At 48.0% G+C, this 20531-nt stretch carries 15 protein-coding genes and 1 tRNA gene; 4 read left to right on the top strand and 12 right to left on the bottom strand.

All coding sequences use genetic code 11. The features are described 5' to 3' along the window. Positions 1-6 precede the first annotated feature (6 nt). The 9 genes from BMZ56_RS22700 to BMZ56_RS22660 form a co-directional block, all read right to left on the bottom strand. The gene (locus tag BMZ56_RS22700; protein WP_090631366.1) at positions 7-1473 is read right to left on the bottom strand and encodes a glycine--tRNA ligase; all 1467 of its coding nucleotides are present in this window, start codon (positions 1471-1473) and stop codon (positions 7-9) included. A 66-nt stretch (positions 1474-1539) separates the two neighbouring features. Continuing rightward, positions 1540-2592, bottom strand: a complete 1053-nt coding sequence (locus tag BMZ56_RS22695) for an AI-2E family transporter (protein ID WP_090631363.1) — start codon at positions 2590-2592, stop codon at positions 1540-1542. Between the two features lie 36 nt (positions 2593-2628). Then, positions 2629-3402, bottom strand: coding sequence for an enoyl-CoA hydratase/isomerase family protein (locus tag BMZ56_RS22690; RefSeq protein ID WP_090631360.1), 774 nt, complete (start codon positions 3400-3402; stop codon positions 2629-2631). Positions 3403-3421: 19 nt separating this feature from the next. Continuing rightward, the gene (locus tag BMZ56_RS22685) at positions 3422-5968 is read right to left on the bottom strand and encodes a DUF5686 and carboxypeptidase-like regulatory domain-containing protein (RefSeq protein ID WP_090631357.1); all 2547 of its coding nucleotides are present in this window, start codon (positions 5966-5968) and stop codon (positions 3422-3424) included. Between the two features lie 115 nt (positions 5969-6083). Beyond that, positions 6084-7223 (bottom strand): trans-sulfuration enzyme family protein, encoded by a 1140-nt coding sequence (locus tag BMZ56_RS22680; RefSeq protein ID WP_090631354.1) that lies wholly within the window; start codon positions 7221-7223, stop codon positions 6084-6086. Positions 7224-7245: 22 nt separating this feature from the next. Beyond that, positions 7246-7881, bottom strand: a complete 636-nt coding sequence (locus tag BMZ56_RS22675; RefSeq protein ID WP_090631351.1) for a peroxiredoxin — start codon at positions 7879-7881, stop codon at positions 7246-7248. Between the two features lie 32 nt (positions 7882-7913). Continuing rightward, positions 7914-8822, bottom strand: coding sequence for a LysR family transcriptional regulator (locus BMZ56_RS22670; RefSeq protein ID WP_090631349.1), 909 nt, complete (start codon positions 8820-8822; stop codon positions 7914-7916). Between the two features lie 24 nt (positions 8823-8846). Then, positions 8847-10628, bottom strand: coding sequence for a cytochrome c oxidase subunit I (locus tag BMZ56_RS22665; RefSeq protein WP_218146647.1), 1782 nt, complete (start codon positions 10626-10628; stop codon positions 8847-8849). Between the two features lie 200 nt (positions 10629-10828). Further along, positions 10829-12712, bottom strand: a complete 1884-nt coding sequence (locus tag BMZ56_RS22660) for a chloride channel protein (protein ID WP_090631343.1) — start codon at positions 12710-12712, stop codon at positions 10829-10831. Positions 12713-12877: 165 nt separating this feature from the next. On the opposite strand from BMZ56_RS22660, the gene BMZ56_RS22655 reads away from it, so the two are divergent. Beyond that, entirely contained in the window at positions 12878-13579 is a 702-nt protein-coding gene (locus tag BMZ56_RS22655) for a Crp/Fnr family transcriptional regulator (RefSeq protein WP_090631339.1), read from the top strand. Positions 13580-14225: 646 nt separating this feature from the next. On the opposite strand, the gene BMZ56_RS22650 is transcribed toward BMZ56_RS22655, so the two are convergent. Then, positions 14226-14297 (bottom strand) — tRNA-Glu (locus BMZ56_RS22650). A 61-nt stretch (positions 14298-14358) separates the two neighbouring features. Continuing rightward, positions 14359-15633, bottom strand: a complete 1275-nt coding sequence (gene purD, locus BMZ56_RS22645; RefSeq protein ID WP_090631414.1) for a phosphoribosylamine--glycine ligase — start codon at positions 15631-15633, stop codon at positions 14359-14361. 74 nt (positions 15634-15707) lie between these two features. Here purD and BMZ56_RS22640 point away from each other — a divergent pair, with 74 nt between their 5' ends. The 3 genes from BMZ56_RS22640 to BMZ56_RS22630 are packed head-to-tail and all read left to right on the top strand — an operon-like array spanning position 15708 to position 19907. Next, the gene (locus tag BMZ56_RS22640; RefSeq protein WP_090631336.1) at positions 15708-18248 is read left to right on the top strand and encodes a TonB-dependent receptor plug domain-containing protein; all 2541 of its coding nucleotides are present in this window, start codon (positions 15708-15710) and stop codon (positions 18246-18248) included. A gap of 6 nt (positions 18249-18254) precedes the next feature. After that, the gene (locus BMZ56_RS22635; protein ID WP_090631333.1) at positions 18255-19019 is read left to right on the top strand and encodes an enoyl-CoA hydratase/isomerase family protein; all 765 of its coding nucleotides are present in this window, start codon (positions 18255-18257) and stop codon (positions 19017-19019) included. 3 nt (positions 19020-19022) lie between these two features. After that, positions 19023-19907, top strand: coding sequence for an SDR family oxidoreductase (locus tag BMZ56_RS22630; RefSeq protein WP_090631329.1), 885 nt, complete (start codon positions 19023-19025; stop codon positions 19905-19907). Positions 19908-19922: 15 nt separating this feature from the next. Here the strand turns inward: BMZ56_RS22630 and BMZ56_RS22625 are convergent, their stop codons facing one another. Beyond that, complete coding sequence (locus BMZ56_RS22625) at positions 19923-20471, bottom strand: hypothetical protein (protein ID WP_090631327.1); 549 nt, start codon at positions 20469-20471, stop codon at positions 19923-19925. Positions 20472-20531: the final 60 nt, after the last annotated feature.

Raw genomic sequence — 20531 nt, 5'->3', positions numbered from 1 at the left:
GGCGGGCTATAAGCCGCCCAATAGATTTTTCCAACCGACTAAGTCGGCAACAATTTTCTCCAGGTCGGCTGCTGCAACACGTTCCTGTTCCATGCTATCGCGATGGCGGAGGGTCACCGTGTCGTCTTCCAGCGATTGGTAGTCAACCGTGATACAAAATGGCGTACCAATGGCATCCTGCCGACGGTAGCGTTTGCCGATGGAGTCCTTCTCGTCGTATTGGACGTTGTGATCTATTTTAAGCCGATTAAGAATTTCCCTGGCTTTGTCGGGCAGTCCATCCTTTTTGGTGAGCGGCAAGATGGCTGCCTTCACCGGAGCCAACGTGGGATGAAAGCGTAGCACCGACCGCGAATCTTGCTTATCCGCGGTACTAAGATCCTGCTCTTCAAATGAGTTGCACAATACCGTAAGAAAAAGCCGATCTAAACCTATGGAGGTTTCAATCACATAGGGCACATAATTCTGGTTGATCTCAGGGTCGAAGTACTGTATTTTCTTACCTGAATATTTTTGGTGTTGGCTGAGATCAAAGTCGGTGCGTGAGTGGATACCCTCTACTTCTTTGAACCCAAATGGAAAATCGTATTCGATATCAACGGCTGCATTGGCATAATGGGCGAGCTTGACGTGGTCATGGAAACGGTATTTCGCCGGGTCGCCGCCAACCGCAAGGTGCCATTTTAGCCGGGTTTCTTTCCATTGGTTATACCAATCAAGCTCCGTGCCGGGCCGCACAAAAAACTGCAGTTCCATCTGCTCAAATTCACGCATACGCATGATGAATTGGCGGGCGATGACCTCGTTACGGAATGCTTTTCCGATCTGAGCAATTCCAAAGGGAACTTTCATCCGGCCGCTTTTTTGCACGTTCAGAAAGTTAACAAAGATGCCTTGCGCTGTTTCGGGCCGTAGGTATACTGTTTCGGCATCTTCAGCCGATGCCCCCATCTGCGTCGAAAACATCAAATTAAACTGCCGTACGTCGGTCCAGTTTTTCGTGCCGGAGATGGGGCAAACAATGTCATGCGCTTCAATGAGCGCTTTGAGTTTAGAAAGGTCGTCTGCGTTGAGCGCCGCATCGAGATCCGCTTGCAACTGCTGAGCTTCTTCGACTTTTCCGTCAGCCTCATAGCGGGCAATCTTATCCTCGATTAGCTGGTCGGCTCGGTAGCGCTTTTTCGAATCCTTGTTGTCTATCATCGGATCGTTGAAGCCATCCACGTGGCCGGAAGCCTTCCAGGTAGTGGGGTGCATGAAAATTGCAGCATCGATGCCCACGATGTTTTCATGAAGCTGAACCATGGCCTTCCACCAGTAGGTTTTGAGGTTATTTTTGAGTTCGGATCCCAACTGTCCGTAGTCGTATACCGCACTCAAACCATCATATATCTCGCTTGAAGGAAATACGAAACCGTACTCCTTGGCGTGTGAAATTACGTTTTTGAAAAAATCGTCTGTTTGCTTGCTCATAAGACGGCAAACTTAGATAAAATGTTCGTATTCACGAAATACCAAAATACAATGACAATATCGCCCCTATGGCTGCTTTGGGGGTATGAGTTCTTCGGCGTTTAAGGGGCGTTGTTTTTTGTTGGTTTCGTAAATACGTACCGTAATAAGGAAGTAGGAAAGCAACAGTGGACCATATACTAAACCCATGACACCAAAGAGCGGTATTCCGATGATTACGCCCACTACTGTGATAATGGGGTGGATGTCTCCTACTTTTTTTGCGATAATAAGACGTAGGACATTATCAATGTTGATCACTACGACGAAACCGTATATTAACAACCCGATGGCGGCAAAGTTATCTCCCTGGGTAAATGCATAGACCGCTGCCGGCACAAAAACAAGCGGGGGACCTAGAAGCGGGACAAAGGCCAGTATTGCACAAATTACGCCCCAAAATATGGGATCATCAAATCCAAAAATCCAAAACCCCAGTGCCAGGGCACCTCCTTGGACCAAGGCGATGAACGTTTGTCCGATGACGTTAGAATAAGTGATGTTGCGTAATTCATGGCCAAATTTAATTGCATTTTCAATGCGAAAAGGTGAATAGCGAAGCAATCCACGTTCGAATCCCCTGAAGTTAATGAACATGAAATACAGAAGAAAGTACATCACGGTGATATCCAGAAATAAGCCAGCTGCTCCACTGAGTAATGAAGTAAGAAGGCCACCGAGATAGGAAGCACTTTTTTCCAGTTGCTCTCGCAGTAAGTCCGGTTTGCCCAGCTTATCGCCCGCATATTCATTGATTGTATTGACTGTATTCTTGATCCATTCGGGATTTTTAACCAACTCCACGATTTTGTTGGTTAGCATGGTGCCTATTCCTAAAAATGGCAATACGATGATGAGGAATGAAATAATAATGATGAAGACCGCCGCCAATGGTCTTCGCCATTTGAGACGTTCCACCAGCCAACTATTCAGCGGACGGAATATGGTATACATAACCATGGTGCCTAGCAATGCCCCGATGATCCCTCGTACGGCATAAGCTATTACCACACCCAATAGCAGCAAAAGCACCAACGTAATGATGTTGCGCTCCTTTTGGGTAAATACGGAGTGGGACATAGATAATGCCGATTAATTTACCACTAAAACGCGAAACTAGAAATTTGGTTTTCGCTTTTCCAAAAATGCGCTTACCCCTTCTTTGAAATCCGGACTTCCGAAACATTGGCCGAACAGATTAATCTCTGTTTCAAATCCCAGCTTGACCGAGCCTAGGCTGGCATTGATGGCCTTGATGGCCGCTGATACGGCGCTTCGGGAACGTGAAGCAATGCGTTGAAGAATGCTCTCTACCTTCGTAAACAGCTCAGCCTGTTCAACGACATGGTTTACAAGACCATATTCAAGTGCGTCCGTGGCGGAAATCATATCGCCTGTTAGGATCATCTCCAGCGCTCTTCCCCGTCCAACCAGATGCGTCAACCGCTGTGTGCCGCCATATCCGGGTATCAAACCCAGTGATGTTTCCGGTAGGCCTAATTTGGCGGAGGCCACGGCGACCCGTATATGGCAGGCTAATGCCAATTCAAGTCCCCCACCCAACGCGTAGCCGTTGATGGCCGCAATAATTGGTTTCTCCGCAGCGTGGATGAGATCGAAAACATTGGTTTGACCCTCGTATGCCAGCGCACGCCCCTGTGCGGCATCGAAGTTGGCAAATTCCGAAATGTCTGCACCGGCAACAAAGGCCTTTTCACCGGCACCCGTCAATACGATGCCCCGGACGGTATCGGCAGCTAACGCTTCGGTGACGGCATCGTGCAGTTCGGCCAGCGTTTGTTTGTTAAGTGCGTTCAGTTTTTCTTCGCGGTTAATTACGATATGACGTATATAACCTTGATTGTTGACAACTAAATTTTGATAGGCCATGGTATTTGTTTTTTGCTGACTAAAAATCTACCTTTAAGCTAAATCGTATCCCACCCCTGTCGATGTCGGGATGGTTAAGGTACGACAATCTCCTTACATATTCTACCCGGAGCACATTGAAGATATTCTCTATACCGGCACTTGCTTCCATATAGGGTTTTCGTTCGAGGGTAAAGGTAGTTTGGTTGCCCCGCAGGTCCCGGGGCAACAGAAATACATCCGGATTATTTTCCGGCCTGTTTTCGGGCCGGACATTTCCATATAAGAACTTAAATCCGGCTACTTCGCGAATCTTCAGTTTTTTGATTAACGGAATTTTGTTGAAAAAGAAACCGTGTGGGCGGTATTCGAGGGCTAACTTGATGTATTGGTCGCTTACGAATTCTAAGTTGTTGAGCAATGCATAAGAATCCGGCGCCAGCATGTAGGTCTTGCTCGCATTCGGTATATCCAACAGCGGAAAGGGCACCGTACCGAAGATGTAGCCGGTGCCAAAGTTCGCATCTACCAGGCCTAACTGCGAAAGGAAAATGCGTTTAAAGATATCCAGTCGCAATGCATGGTAGGTATATTCGCCGCCGAAACCTTTTAATCCCAAATTATACCGCAAATTGAACACTGGATATTCGTTAATAATGGGAGAGCGCTCAAGGTTTCGTTGAAAAAATTCCTCGTTAGGTGCCCAGCGGAGATCAATGCCTAATTCAGCTGTTTGCAATGCTTTCAGCGTATCCTGACCGGTTTGACCTGTGATAAAAAACAATTTTGAGGCCGGTGCCTGTCGCTGTGAGGTGAAAAAAGTTTGCAGCATCACGTGATTGCCAAACTCGACAACATGATTTAGTTTGAATATATCATAATAGGACCATTGATCCTGATTGCCGCTTCGGAAAGAGCGCGAAAAGCTATCGCCATTTCGGAAGCCCAGTAATTGTCCGGGTTCGCGGGCGTCTTGCTGATAAGTAACGTGTAAGTAGTGTGCAGGATACTCTCCAATACGCTTTCTATTGAGTGTATGCGCTATCCCTGTAAAAAATTTCACGCGATCATCACGAAATCCATATGCTGCGTAAGCCTCGGCGTAAAGCTTTTCCGAAAATTGGCGGGTGGTGCGGCCGCTTAATCGGATGCGGCTGCCTTCCAAATCGTTGAAGCTGTAGGAGTATTCAAGCGGACCGAATTCTACCGGGCCAGCGTTGACGTAACTTTGGGCAACAAGGTAGCCTAAGCGCAATGTACGCCTGAATGACTTATTACGCTGCAAGCTGTCAAGGTTGGTATAGGTTTTTGCTTCCGCGTCGGTGAGCTGCAGCGGGCGCTCGGTTTCCCAATGACTTTCCGTTTGCTGTGTGGCATCGGCCAATTTAATAATCTGTTGCCCGGTGAACGTGCTGGAAGGGATTACCCTATCTGTATTGTAGTCGCTGTAGACGAGCGTTCGCTGTCCAAAGGCGCCGCGCTCACCTTCAAATAATCCGAAATTCATTTTTACATCGGAGTGGGAAAGGAGATAAATTCCATTATGATGGCGGCGAAAGCGCAGCGAAATGGATACATCATTTACCCAATTGAGATTGGCCCGGTGGTCTATCCAAATGTCTGCGCGGCGTATCCCATAGTTGCCATCTAAGGTAACCTGCAATTTGCCGGAGAACAGGCGGTCTTCGTTATTTCGGGGTACAAATGTCAATTCGACGAATTGTCCTTCTGCGTTGGATACGGTATCGGTAATGAAAAACTTATAGAACAAGGGAGCCGCATCTGCCGTGGGACTAAGAAACGGTTTATTCAGAATTAAAATGTTGTTCTCGTAAATATCTACATCGCCGTGGATGAATTTAAAATAGGTCTCGATGTTTTCGTTATTTATATACCGTTTATCCAGCTCAGTTTTTTTATTGGCAGTAACAATGGTTTTTTCAGTTTTCGGATGGAGCCGTTGGTATCGGTGGGATAGATTTTCCTCAAGGTAAACGGGCAAAAGAGAACGGCCGGGGACGAGCGTCGTATCCACATTTTCAAATACGAACCGATATCCGCGCGTGAGTGCATTGTTTGTAACGAATTTGGGCACATCGCTTATTGCCATCATGATTTTTTCATACACTTCAAACGAAGCATAATCGAAGCGCGATAGGCGATTGGCTTTTTTATGTTCGATGACTTTCCGGATCAGTTCCACGGCAGGATTGTCACGATTGCGGTAACGCCCTTTTCCGCTGATGGTCACCTCGTCTAGTACCTGGGCGTCTTCCTCGAGCGCCACGTCAATGGTTAGCGACGTCCCCTCAGAAAGGGGTTGGAAAATGGATTTATAGCCAAGAGCGTTGAAGTGAATTTGGGTGGCAGAATCGTTGAAGGTCAATGTATAACGTCCTGAACTATCTGTCGAAGTACCGACTGAGGTGTTGGCAAGGAATATACTTACACCGGAAATGCCTTCGCCTGTAGATGCATCGGTTACCGTCCCCCGGATGGTTGTCTGTCCAAGGGCCAAGGAGAGTGAAAGGACGGTAAGCCCCATCGCAGTCAGTAATCCTACTAAAACCGGAAATCGTATGTTCATAAAAAAACCATCCCGTCTATACTAACGTATACAACTGCACACAAGATACAATTGTTGAGCATAATCCCAAAATAGGATGCTTAGTCTGAAGATCAGCAGTTGAAAAAGTGGACTTTTATTGAGCTTTCGCCAGCGCATGTTGCAGATCGGATGCGAGTTCCGAGGCATTTTCAATGCCGACCGAAAGCCGCAATAGATGATCGTTTATACCAAGGGAACGACGTTTTTCAGAGGTAAGCCCGCGATGTGACGTTTCTGCGGGTGCACAGATAAGGCTTTCCACACCACCGAGGCTGAGGGCAGGTTGAATAATAGACAAGTTCTTCAGAAAAATAGGCAGTCGGCCGGCATTCAGGTCCGGCTCGAAAGACAGGATGCCTCCGAAGCCGCTCATCTGTTCTTTGGCAATCACATGATTCGGGTGGGAAGGGAGACCGGGATAGAAAACGGAACGTATACCAGCCAACCCGGAAAGGTAATCGGCCAGATACATCGCGTTTTCATTTTGTTTTTTTACCCGGAGGGCCAAGGTCTTGAGGCTTCGTTCTGCGAGGTAACACGCTTGGGCGGATAGTGACCCGCCATACATTTTCGCCGTGGAAAGGATTTTTTCGCGGTGCATTTCGGCGGTAACCAGTGCGCCAAACGGAAGGTCGTTATGGCCGCCTAGGAACTTCGTTCCGCTGTGGACGACTATATCGATTCCATGCGCTATCGGGTGTTGATTAATGGGCGATGCAAATGTGTTATCCACAATTGTCATGATTCCATTTGCCCGGGCCAACTCGGCAAGCTGTTTCAACGGCACAATGCCTAGGAGTGGGTTGGCAGGCGTTTCGAGGTAAATCAATTTGGTGGTCCCACTAAGTGCTGCCCGGAAACTTTCCATGGTATTTCCTGCATAGCTGAAAGCAATGCCGCGTTTGGGAAATTCTTGTTCGGCCAGCGCCATAGTACCACCATAAAGATCCGCAGCGAAAATCACATGATCCCCCTGCTGTACGAATGACAGAATCGCCGTGCTGATAGCGGCCATACCGGAGCTGAGTGTCACCCCCCATTCCCCACCTTCCAGCTTTGCGATGATTTCGCCGGTCCGTAGCTGGTTATACGTCGAGTAAAAACCCGGATAGCGTAACCCTTCATTGCCGGTATAATCATACGCGGCAGAAGGGTAAATAGGCGATGCCACGGAACCGCTCGGGTGGACATTTCTCCCCAGGGGGTGAACGCATAACGTGTCGAAATCTTCCATTGTATTAGGTTGCCCTCAACCCTTATTTATCGGGTTGCGGTGTATAACGTAAATAAGAATTGACTTCTCGATGGCCCTTCGGAAATTTTGAGGGGATCTCGTCGTTGCTTACTGAAGTCGAAATCACCACATCCTGCCCCACCTCCCAGTCCACCGGGGTACCCACGCTATAACGATCCGTCAATTGCAGGGAATCGAGTACACGCAATATCTCTGTGAAATTTCTGCCGGTGGATGCCGGATAGGTAATAGCTGCCTTGATCTTTTTATCCGGGCCAATGAAGTACACCGACCTGACGGTTGCCGACGAAGAAGCGTTATCGTGTATCATTTGGTACGACCGGGAGATCGTCTTGTCCGGGTCGGCGATAATGGGAAAGTCGACTCTGGTATGCTGGGTTTCGTTGATGTCATTAACCCATCCCCGGTGGGATTCGATGCCATCGACACTGATGGCCAGGATGCGGGTATTCCGTCTGGCAAATTCATTGCTGAGCTGCGCCGTGCGCCCTAGTTCCGTTGTACAGATTGGGGTGTAGTCGCCGGGATGAGAGTACAGGATTGCCCAGTTATTACCCAGCCATTGATAGAAGTCAATCGGTCCTTCCGTTGTCTCCGCTTTAAAATCAGGAGCAATATCTCCAATTTTTAAACTCATGTTTTTAGTGTTTTTTATTTGTATGCTGTTAATTATTGCGGTGTTTTGGTTTCTGCGTTTGTCCGGAGTTCTTCTCTCAGGAACCGGATAAAATAGTCGAAATAAACCGGATATTTCCGGTTGCGCATCCGAGCGATATACTGCTGCCTGAAAAAACCTTCCGGGTTAATGCGTACCGCTTTTACCTGGCCATTGATATAGGGTTTCATGGCCCAGTTGGCCAATACGATGACTCCCATGTTAGCCTTGACCAGCTCGATAGAGGCCTCTGTTAGCGGCAGGATGATCAGTTTTTTCGGCTGGAGCCCTTTGGGGGTTAGCTGGGTTCGGAAGATAGACACCGTATCCAGCGGGAGGGAGTGGATGATTAACGTAGCATCCTGGAAATCTTCGGAGACCACATATTCCCGTTTCGCCCAAGGATGTTGGTGGGAGACCACCGCCAGCATTTCATCTGAAAAGAGCTGGATGAACTCGATTTGTTCAGGATGTTCGGGGTTACTGGTAATTGCGAGATCCAGTTCGCCTGCCAGTAATTTCTCGACGGGATGGTGAGTTGCTTCAAACACGATCTCAATCTCCACATTCGGGAATTCACTTTTGAACTTCTTAAGCACGGGCGGCAGCCAATGATAACTGGTGTAGCATTCAGTACTGATCCGAATGGTGCCGCTTTCTCCATCCATCATCCGCCTGATCTCGTCCTCCGTTTCGTCTAGTTCAGCCAATACGCGGGTGGCGGTAGAATAGAGCTTTTTCCCCGCAGGCGTTAAGACTAACTTTTTATTTACCCGGAAAAAAAGTTTGGTCCCTATTTGCAGTTCCGCTTCTTTCAACTGGTAGCTCAATGCGCTTTGCGATAGAAAAAGCACATCCATTGCCCGGGTGATACTCCCTTCTTCCACGATTGCTTTTATCAGTCTCAAATAACGTATTTCCATACTAACTTGCTTTCGAAGCTGCATTTAACGTTGATCGGTTGCCGATTCAGATTTTTTAGCCGATTCCCATTCCCGTTGTATGCGTTCCCCTTCAGGGTCGCCGTCGAAGTCGTGGGATAAGTTAGATTCCCTGGTCTGCGAAAAGGGTATCACTTGGCTGATGTAATCTTCAGGGTGCCCGGGCTTGCTGTAATCGTAGGGCCAGCGGTAAACTGTCGGAAGATCACCCGGCCAATTGCCGTGTAGGTGCTCCACTGGAGTGGTCCATTCCAATGTGTTGGAACGCCAAGGATTGCTGACCGTTTTTCTCCCAAAGAAAGCCGAGTAAATATAATTCCAAAGGAAAGCGAGTTGTGCAATTCCGGCGACGATGGCGGCCCAGGAGATGAATTTGTTTACAGACAGCCAGCGTTCCATAAACGGAAATTCGGTAAACGCATAATACCTTCTCGGAACACCATCAATACCCATGAAATGCATAGGAAAGAACACGAGGTACGCACATATAAAAGTCATCCAGAAATGCAGATAGCCGAGCTTTTCGTTCATCATCCGTCCATACATCTTGGGAAACCAGTGATAGACTCCCGCAAGCATACCAAAAACGGAAGCACATCCCATCACCAGGTGGAAATGTGCCACCACAAAATAGGAGTCGTGCAAACCGATGTCCAGTGAAGAATTGCCCAAATAAATGCCTGTCAGCCCCCCGGAAACCAAAAAAGATACGAAGCCGATCGCAAATAGCATAGGCGGGGTAAACCGGATATTGCCCCGCCAGAGCGTAGCCAGGTAATTGAACGTTTTGATGGCCGACGGCACGGCAATGATCAACGTAGTGATCATGAATACACCTCCTAGGAAGGGATTCATTCCCGAGACAAACATATGGTGGCCCCATACCAGAAACGACAGGACCACAATCCCGATCAGCGAGTAAACCATGGCATGGTATCCGAAGATTGGTTTCCTCGAATGAGTGGACATCACCTCGGAGACGATACCGAAAGCAGGCAGAATGGCAATATAGACTTCCGGATGCCCCAGGAACCAGAACAGATGCTCCCACAAGATGGGACTTCCGCCCTCATTGGGCAATATCTGGCCCTGGATGACCAAGTCGCTGAGGTAAAAGCTGGTTCCGAAGCTACGGTCGAAAATCAATAGTACCAAGCCTGCCACAAGCACCGGGAAGGTAAGCAGGCCCAAAACAGCGGTCAGAAAAAGACCCCAGACCGTGAGGGGCATTTTCCATAAATCCATTCCCCTTGTACGTAGGTTGAGCACGGTGCTGATGTAGTTGATGGAACCCAGCACAGACGAAATTACAAATAGAAATACACTGATGAGCCACAGGGTCATCCCTAGTCCGGAACCCGGGATGGCTTTGGGTATAGCCGACAATGGTGGATACACGGTCCATCCGGCACTTGCGGGGCCAGTTTCTATAAAGAAGGAGGCAATGAGCACAACGCACGATGCGAAAAAAGACCAATAGGAGAGCATATTCATAAATGGCGAGGCCATGTCTCGTGCGCCTACTTGCAGTGGTATAAGCAGATTGGCAAAAGTTCCGCTCAACCCGGCGGTCAGTACGAAGAAGACCATAATTGTGCCGTGAATGGTAACAAGGGCAAGGTAAAAGTCCGGTCGGATACGTCCGCCTTCCGCCCATTTTCCAAGGAAGACTTCCAGTATCGGAAAATCTTTATCAGGCCATCCAAGCTGAATCCTGAAGAGAATAGAGAGAAGTAAAGCGATGAATGCCATCGCGATGGAGGTAACCAAAAATTGCTTTGCGATCATCTTATGATCGCGGCTAAATACATAACGGGATATGAATCCCTCCCGGTGATGGCCGGAATCCTGGTCATGGGTAGCAATGATACCCGAATGAACTGAGGCTGCCATAACAATAAAAGATTATGTGAGTAGTTTAACCAAAGGTAGGTCACGCTACGTCTAATCGCCCGGTGATTTTGATGAAACTATTTCATGTCATCCATTTAATAGTCTGATGTACGCGGTAGTCTTCCTTTCACCAAGATTCGTAAGCGCTGCCTACCTGGCAGCATGCCCCGCCTGCTTTCCCTATTATCGCGGGTGTGACGCAGATAACAACCTAAAATTTCCTTATATGTAATAATTCCTTTCATGTCTTGCCGTTGCGTATCCGAAGTTACGATTAGGAAAGGATTGGTGCTTTTGGCAAGCAATTCCGCAGCTTTATCTAGGTGATTTGATTCTGGAATGGTATAAATATCCCGTTTGACAATGGAAGATACTGGTGTTTCCAGGTCGGCATCCGGCCGGAAAATTTCGGCGGCTGGGAGTACGCCTGCAAACGAATCATCTGGATCCGTGAAGACTAAAAATTCCTGTTTCACACTGGAGAGCTGACAAAACTCCCTGATTTCCCCAATGGTTTTTTGAACGGCGTTAGGAACGATTAAAAGTTGTTTCATTACGCGACGGACAGTAATCTGCCTAAGGAGATCCGGCTCGTATACTTCTGGCGTCGAAACACCCCGGCGGGCGATCTTTTCGGTCATGATCGTGTTTTTCATAAAAAACAGTGAAATCAAATAAGACCCGGTACAGGCTGCGAGTAAGGGCACCAAGGCATTGGACTGCGAAGTTGCCTCTAATGCAAACAAAATACTGGTAAGATAGGCGCGCGATGCCCCTGCGAACATGGCGGCCATGCCGACGAGCGCTGCCATCGATAAACTGATGTCGTTGCCTGGAAAAGCGAATGCGAAAGCGAAGCCGGCGGCGGCGCCACAAGCGCCCCCGATAGTCAATAACGGAGCAAGCGTTCCACCCGAAGTGCCACTGCCAAGGGCGATGCACCACGAAACAAATTTCAATAATGCCAAGGAGAGAATCAGGGCCAGCGGCATGTTTCCCGACAACACATTTGTTATATTTTGATACCCAACGCCCAGTGTATAAGGTGCAAAATAGCCAATCAACCCAACAGCCAGCCCACCAAGTGCCGGCCACCACATCCAGTGTATCGGTAGCTTTTCAAATAAGTCCTCCACGTAATACACTGCCTTGGTCAAGCCGAGCGAAATTATCCCGATCACCACGCCAATTAGACTGTATATTAACAATGCAGAATTTGTGGGCGTTGAAAGAAATGGCATCGGAAATACGGGACCGGCCTCAAACAGAAAGTAATGTCCCGCAGCGCCGGTGATGCATGCCAATGCGACTGGTAAAATCGTTCGAGCGGAAAATTCAAACAGGAGCAGTTCCACTGCAAGAAAGATTGCAGCAACAGGTGTTCCAAAAATGGCAGACATCCCGGCGGTTGCTCCCGCAGCCAGTAAGGCCTTTCGTTCACGGGGCGTTACCCTCAGGAATTGCCCTAGCGTGGAACCGAAAGCACCCCCCGTAGCGATGATAGGGCCTTCAGCACCAAATGGTCCTCCCGTGCCGATAGCGAATGCGGAGGAAATTGGTTTTAGCAACGTTGTCTTCGGCCTGATCCGGCTTTGGTTTACAAGAATCTGTTCCATGGCTTCCGGTATTCCGTGGCCGCGGATCGCCTTCGAGCCATACAATGCCATGAGGCCAACGATAAGCCCTCCTATGGCCGGTATGATGACCACCCATATGCCAAGATGGTTGTCTGCGGGATCTTGGAAATGCAGTCCAACACTCCCGAAAAAGGAAAGGTTCGTAACCAGGTTGATGAACAAGATCAGTATTCGGGCGATCAGACTGACCACGGCACCAATCCCTACGGCAAGTAGGCAGACCCAAACTAATCTTTTGGCCGAAAGACTAAGCCCAGTCTTCCGATTCACTTTATCTGTAGCGTTTAAATCATCCAATGTAGGTGAAATCGGAATGCTGTTTTTGATATGCCGGCCTTTCATAAAACGAACTGTAATTTGGCTGCAAAAATACGAAAAATATATTTTATATAATACTTATTGCTTATTTAATGACTATTACTGGGTTTTTTATATGGTTTGTACTATATTTTTGGATAAGTAGGGAAGAAAGTCCTCATCAAAAAAATTTGTACTATTGTAACGGAAATGAACAAAAAAGAAAGCGGTTCTTCTTGCAATCTCCAGGGTTGTCTTTTGTGTAAATTATGTCTTCCTGATTGGATTCCAGCAGTTGGAATTCACAGAAAAAATTTTCTGTTAAAAAAAGGGCAACGGGCCTTCAACGAGGGAGAGCCGGTAACGGGGATCTATTTTGTTTATTCCGGCACGATGAAGATTCATAAAAAGTGGGGACGGGAAAAGGAATTGATCATTCGCTTTGCCGGAAAGGGTGACATTGTCGGGCACCTTGGGTTGGGGAAAGAGGCCCGATACCCTGTTTCGGCGACAGCCGTGGAAGAAACAATGGTTTGTTACCTGGGAATGGATTTTTTCGAAAGCACACTTCGTGTCAATACCAACCTGACATATACCCTGATGCGTTTTCTGGCCGACGAACTTCAGGAATCTCACCGCGGAATGCGTAATCTTGCACATATGTCGGTAAGGGCACGAGTAGCACAGTCGTTGGTATCTTTGAAAGATCAGTTCGGTACAAAAAGTGACGGCGCAATCGCTGTCACTGTCAGTCGTCAGGATATTGCCTCCTTTGCAGGAACCACTTATGAGACACTTTTTAAAATGCTAAACGAGCTTACCGTTGAAGGGTGCATCCGGTTGGATGGAAAGAACATTACTATTCTGGACGAAAGTAAGTTGCGTACTATCATCCAAAAGGACAGTCAATAAGCGAAAGTAGGTGCTTGACTCGATTTTACCTCAATGAAATTTTCTGGTGTTTGGGGTATTATCGATATTACTGCCAAAATTATCGTGCATAATCGTATAAATCGACACATTAAAATTGACTAGTTTCCCAACCTAAAGCCACAGTATGGAAACCGAAATAAGGGATTCGATACTCAGGGCCATTTTATTTCTACTTGATGGATAATTCAGTTGCAGTCTTAGAACAATTTCTATTCTGAAACATACAGAAAAATAGCCGATTTTTCATTGGTGCACCACTTTATAATCGAAGTGTTTTAACTTTTAAGGAATACGACAAATTTGACCATCACCAGATTTTAGGAATTATCATTTTAAGTTATTGTTTTTGGGTTCTTTTTCGAAGTAGGCGTAGCTCCATACTCCCAAATTTTATTTCATCTTTTTGAAGCACTGGTTGGGGGGGCGGGAGGCCATTGACTTGAAAGCATCATCGCCCCTTTCAGGCAGATTAAAAACACATCCGGCGGACTGAATTGGTGAATGCTGGAATACTTACACTGATCAAAGACGAACGGGAAGTGTTTTACACTAAGGAGGATTTGTTTCGGATATTAGCAGGGTAGAATCTAAAAACCCGCTCTACTCTCATCGTAAAGCGGGTCAGTAGCCCGTAGGGGAATCGAACCCCTGTTTCAAGAATGAAAATCTTGCGTCCTAACCCCTAGACGAACGGGCCGTTTTTTACGGACTGCAAATATAAACGTATTTTGGAGAGTTACAAACAAAGCAGCCGCAATTTATATCAGATCAAAGCCAATGTCTTTACGAAAATATTTCCCTTCAAAATAAATTCGGCCTGCATCCGCCGTGGCCTGTTGCAAGGCCTCAAATAACGTGTCCTCCAACGCCGTGACTGCTAATACCCGCCCACCTGCAGTCTGCACGATTCCGTTATTTTCATGGGTGCCAGCGTGGAATACAATAGAATCCTTCACGTTTTCGATATTATTGATTGCCTTGCCCGAGTCATACGAGCCGGGATAACCACCCGAAACGAGGACCACGGTAGCCGCGGTCTTCGGAGAGAGCGTAAATGAGCGTTCGAATAGATTACCCTCCGCTACGCCTTGCAACAAATCCACCAAATCACTTTCGATGCGCGGGAGTACACTTTCAGTTTCGGGGTCGCCCATGCGTACGTTGTATTCAATGACATAGGGATTCCCATCCACATTCATTAATCCGATAAAGATAAAGCCTTTATAGGCAATTCCATCCCGTTTCAGCCCCTCAATTGTGGGAATGATGATACGTTCTTCCACTTTGTCCATAAACAAATTATCCGCAAACGGTACAGGCGAAACCGAGCCCATACCTCCCGTGTTAAGTCCCGTATCGCCTTCGCCGATGCGTTTATAATCTTTCGCTGATGGCAGTACTTTGTAGCTGTCGCCGTCCGTCAGCACAAAGACCGAGAGTTCAATGCCGGCTAGGTATTCTTCGATCACAACTTTGTTGCTTGCCTCCCCGAATTTCGCATCTTCGAGCATCGCCCTCAACTCGGTTTTAGCCTCGTCTAGGGTGGCACAGATGAGCACTCCCTTACCCGCAGCCAATCCATCTGCCTTGAGCACAACAGGTAGTTTCTGCGTTTCCAGGTAAGCTAGCCCTTCGCTCAATGTGGATCGATCAAACGATTGGGACGCGGCCGTTGGGACACCGTGGCGAATCATAAACTGCTTCGCAAAGTCTTTGCTGCCTTCTAATTGAGCCCCTTCCTGCTGTGGTCCGATTACGGGAATGTGCCGCAAGTCGGCCCGCTCCAGAAAATAATCATGTATTCCTTTAACCAACGGTTCCTCAGGCCCTACCAACACCAGGTTTATCTGCTTGCTGAGCACAAAGTCGGCTATTTCGTCAAAATCAGTGACCTTAATCGGTACATTTTGGCCATATTGAACCGTACCCGCGTTGCCGGGTGCGATATATAACTGGGCTGTTTGTTTACTTTGGGCAATTTTCCAGGCAAAAGCACTCTCCCGTCCGCCTGAACCGATAATTAGGATGTTCATCTTGCAAAGATATTTTTTTTGCCTATATTTACCACTATCGGTGTCCGAATAAACCCCGAACAGAACTGGCATATATGTGTCGTTGGTTAACCATACTAATCCTGTTTTTGTTTTCGATAAAGGCAACGCACGCCCAAGAAGGTGCCATCGGACGGGTTTTGGAAAAGCTTGACAAGTATGTTGAAAGCTACCCTAAAGAAAAGGTTTACCTGCATATGGATAAGCCCTACTATGCGGTAGGAGATGATATTTGGTTCAAAGGATATGTTACCATCGGCGCCTATAACAACCTTTCCGGTCTCAGTAAGATCCTCTACGTGGATTTAATCAATTCCGACGACGATCAAATCGTCCAATCCATCCGGCTGCCGTTGATTTCAGGGGTCACCATGGGCGATTTTCAGTTAGCAGACTCCTTAGGGGAGGGCAACTATCGCATACGTGCCTATACCAACTGGATGCGTAATTTTGACAGCGATGCATTCTTTGATCGGACCTTGCCCGTCGGAAATGCACGGACAGATTCCATCGTCACCCATCGCTCTTTTTCGTACAGAAATTTACCGGTGCGTACCGATAGGAAAATCGACTTTGCGAATTCCCAGGGCGGTCCGATGGCCAACATGAATGTCTATTCAAACACTCCCAGTATCCAGTTTTTTCCGGAGGGCGGTCATCTTGTGGCAGGTAATCTTACCAAGGTAGGTTTTAAAGCCCTACGGCCGGAAGGTGTGGGTATCGAAGCAGTCGGCTATTTAGTAGATAACAACGGTATGCGCATTGCTGAATTCGAAACCCTGTATGCCGGGATGGGCAGCTTCCGTTTTATACCCCAGGCAGGAAGTGCCTATACGGCCAAAGTAACCTACGCCGATGGAAGTACAGGGGAGCAGGCGTTGCCCCAGGTACAGGCTTCAGGCTATGCACTGGCAGTGAATAATGAGCTGGAAAAACAAGTTTTCGTGCAGGCATTCGCATCGGATGGCCTCGTAAAAGGGCAGCAACTTGCTATGCTGGCACAGCGGAACGGCACGGTCTTTTACGCGTCCAAGGGAACCGTTACAAAAAATGAGTTGATATTTTCCGTCCCCCGGGCGTATTTACCGGTAGGTGTCGTGCAGTTGACGTTGCTATCGCCCGAAATGAAACCCTTGACCGAGCGGACGATATTTAATATGAACAAACAGCTAGTGTTACCGCTATCCCTGAATACCGACGAAAAAGTCTATGGGCGAAGGGAGAAAGTATCGGTACAAATTACGGCTGGAGAGGAAGCAGATTCCAGTCGTATTGCTGCACTTTCTGCGACGGTAGTCGACTTGGCGAAGGTGCCAATCGATTCCACAATACGTGAAGGGAACATCTACACATCACTTCTGTTGAGTTCCGATGTGAAAGGGTACATCGAAGCCCCTGAATATTATTTTGAAAATACGGATATTTCCAAGCGTAGGCAGCTAGACAACGTCATGCTTACCCAGGGGTGGAGCCGGATCAACTGGGAGGACCTGATGGCAGACAAAGCTCCCGCTATTACATACCCGCCGGAGCAGGATTTACGCATCAGTGGTGTGGTAACCACGCGGGGTGGTCAAACCCCAGTTCCTAACGCAACGGTAACCATCCTTTCTACTGGTAACATTACGGCGCTTGTCGATACCGTTACCAATGAACAGGGAAGATTTACGTTTGATCGTCTCTTGTTTTTTGATGACACCAAATTTGTTGTACAGGCACGCGACGAACGAGGCCGGAAAAACGTCGACATTCAACTCGACGAATCGCCACGGCAACAGGTAACACGTAATCGGAATACACCCGATGCAACGGTTAACGTAAACCAATCTATTAATACATACCTGAAAAATACGCAAGAGCAATTTCAGGAGATGGAGAAATATGGCCTCAAAGGAAAAAGTATTTTGCTGCAGGAAGTTAAGGTAACCCGGGAAACCCAAAAGAACAAAGTCAAACATTCCAGTAACCTCAATGGCCCCGGCAATGCCGATCAAGTACTTACTGCAGAGGACCTGATCCTGGGATGTCCGTCGTTAGCTACCTGTTTACAAGGCAGGTTAGTAGGTGTGGTGTTCCGCAACGGCGTTGCCTATTCAACGCGGTCAATCAATCACCCGACGGTTGATCACCCGATGCAGCTAATATTGGACGGCATGTATATGGAGCCGAATGCGTTGGAGATGATCAATCCGTTTGATGTGGAAACCATTGAAGTACTGAGGGGCGGGGCGAATACGGCGATTTATGGCGTTCGCGGTGGCGGTGGCGTGCTGATCATCACGACCAAACGTGGTGATAGCGAGGGGTACAATGGCGACGTATATACTCCCGGAATCGTCACCCATAGTCCACAGGGATATTACGAAGTACGCGAATTCTATGATCCTGATTACAGTGCTCCGGCCGATTCGTTGGCGGGCATGCGCGATCTTCGCACAACCATCCACTGGTCACCGAATGTAATCACCGACGAGTCGGGCCACACTTCGGTTGAATTTTACACGGCCGACAGTCCAGGTACGTATCGCATCGTCGTGGAAGGGCTGGATGTAAGGGGGCGATTGGGGCACGCGGTACATTATATTACCATTAAATAGACACGTATGGATTTTATTAAGATTACGGAAGATCAACGAATTTCTCATGTCCATTTGGATCGTGGCAGATCAAATGCGCTGGATCAGCAGATGATCGAAGAACTGCGGCAGACCCTTATCGAAGCACAGGAAAATCCGGCCATAGAAGGACTCATCTTGCACGGCAAAGAGGACTTCTTCTGTGCAGGACTTGATTTGGTTGCATTGTATGACTATAACGAGGACGAGGTGCGCCGATTTTGGCATACGTTTTTCGATTTCATCCGAACATTGGTTTCGTTTGATAAACCGGCGGTGGCCGCCATCAGCGGACATAGCCCGGCGGGTGGCTGTGTAATGGCCATCTGTTGCGATTATCGGATCATGGCCCAAGGCGACTACGTGATTGGACTCAACGAAATACCGGTGGGTATCATCGTGCCGGAAAGTATTTTTCAGCTATACAGTTTTTGGCTGGGACAGGCCAAGGCGTATCGCTATCTGCTGGAAGGTAAATTGTTTAATCCGCGGGATGCATTGGAGGCCGGTTTGGTGGATGAGGTGGTTGATATAAAAAGTATCCGCACCGTTGCTGAACGGCAGATTAGGAAATACACACAATATGAACGGCATGCGTGGCGACAAAGCAAGCGTTACATGCGGCAATCGTTGATTGCACAATTTGAGGCCGATCAGACGGATGTAATCGAACCGTTGCTTAAACGGTGGTGGTCTCCGGCCACCCGCGCGATTCTGAAGACAATTATAGATAATTTGAAAAGTAAGAAGTAAAACATGAGTGGCACAGCTAATATAATTCAGGGAGCTTTGCGCGAAGGAGCGCTGAAAGGCAAAACCATTGTCGTCACCGGCGGTGGCACAGGGTTGGGAAGGGCCATGGCCACCTATTTTCTCCGGTTGGGTGCACAGGTGGTTATCGCCAGCCGTAAACGGGAGGTGCTCGAAAAGGCAGCCGCAGAAATGACTGCGGAAACGGGGGGGCAGGTATTGCCGATTGATTGTGACGTGCGTGATGTGGCCGCCATCGAGCGTCTTCTCGCGGCTACCCTTAACAGGTTTAATGGTGTGGATGCGCTGCTTAACAATGCTGCGGGCAACTTTATATCGCCAACGGAGCGTCTCTCAGCCAATGCTTTTTCGACTATTATCGATATCGTGTTGAAAGGTACGGCCAATTGTACCTTGATGTTTGGCAAACATTGGATCGCGCAGAGGCAGTCTGCCAGCATACTCAATATCGTCACTACTTATGCCTTTACCGGCTCAGCTTACGTAGTACCCTCAGCGGCCGCCAAAGGTGGGGTATTGTCCCTCACGAGGTCATTGGCCGTAGAGTGGGGAAAATATGGAATTCGAAGCAATGCCATTGCCCCGGGGCCTTTTCCTACCAAGGGTGCTTGGGAACGGTTATTACCGGGTGATTTGGCCGAGCAGTTTGACTTCAAAAAGCGTGTTCCGCTTAAGCGGGTGGGAGATCACCAAGAGCTGGCTAACCTCGCGGCATTTCTTCTGTCTGATTTTGCAGGTTATATCAATGGCGAAGTCATCACGATCGATGGTGGCGAATGGCTCCAGGGTGCAGGGCAGTTCAGTGGGCTCGAAGCGATCCCTGCGAATATGTGGGAAAGCTTGGAAAAAAAGACCCGGCAGGCAAAATAAGGTGTTATAAGGGCACTAAACTGCCTCAAACGCCGCGATGGTATGCAGGTTGAATAGCGTTTTTGAGAAAGATTCCCATGTCTCATTCATAAATAGCCGTGCCTCCTGATCTTCTTCTAACGTTTTAAGGTAACCTTCACATGCGGCGATGCTATCTGGGTCGCCGGCGGCCATGGCTTGGTGATAACTGGAACGTGCCTGATCAAGCTCTTTCTGGTATTGGGCTTCGTCGAGCAGGCTGGGTTTATGATCCTCTGTAACTTCAAATAACAACGATGCAATCAACGCCGTTATGCCCACGTTACGCTTGGCTACGGTTTGCTCGATATAGCTAAGAAGCCGAAGCGCATGCGTTCCGCGAACGTACATTTCTTCGATGCCGCTGCTCCGGCCGTCTGGTGGAATAAAATTATGGGCCTCTTCTACTGCAGCGCCAAATATGCGTATGCTTTCTTCATAAAGCGCATCGAAACTATCCATTGCTGCAGCGGCAATCCTATCTGCCCATACAATGTATTGATCTTTAAACCAACGGTGGTATAAAACTAACGGGTTGTTTTCCATCGATCATTTTTATGCAAGTTAAATACCAAAAACTTAGTGAGGTCAAAATATGTTCTGAAC

This window comes from Parapedobacter indicus (assembly GCF_900113765.1).
GTDB lineage: Bacteria > Bacteroidota > Bacteroidia > Sphingobacteriales > Sphingobacteriaceae > Parapedobacter > Parapedobacter indicus.
Note: the sequence above shows the minus strand (reverse complement) of the source record. Positions and strands in the feature narration are given on the sequence as shown.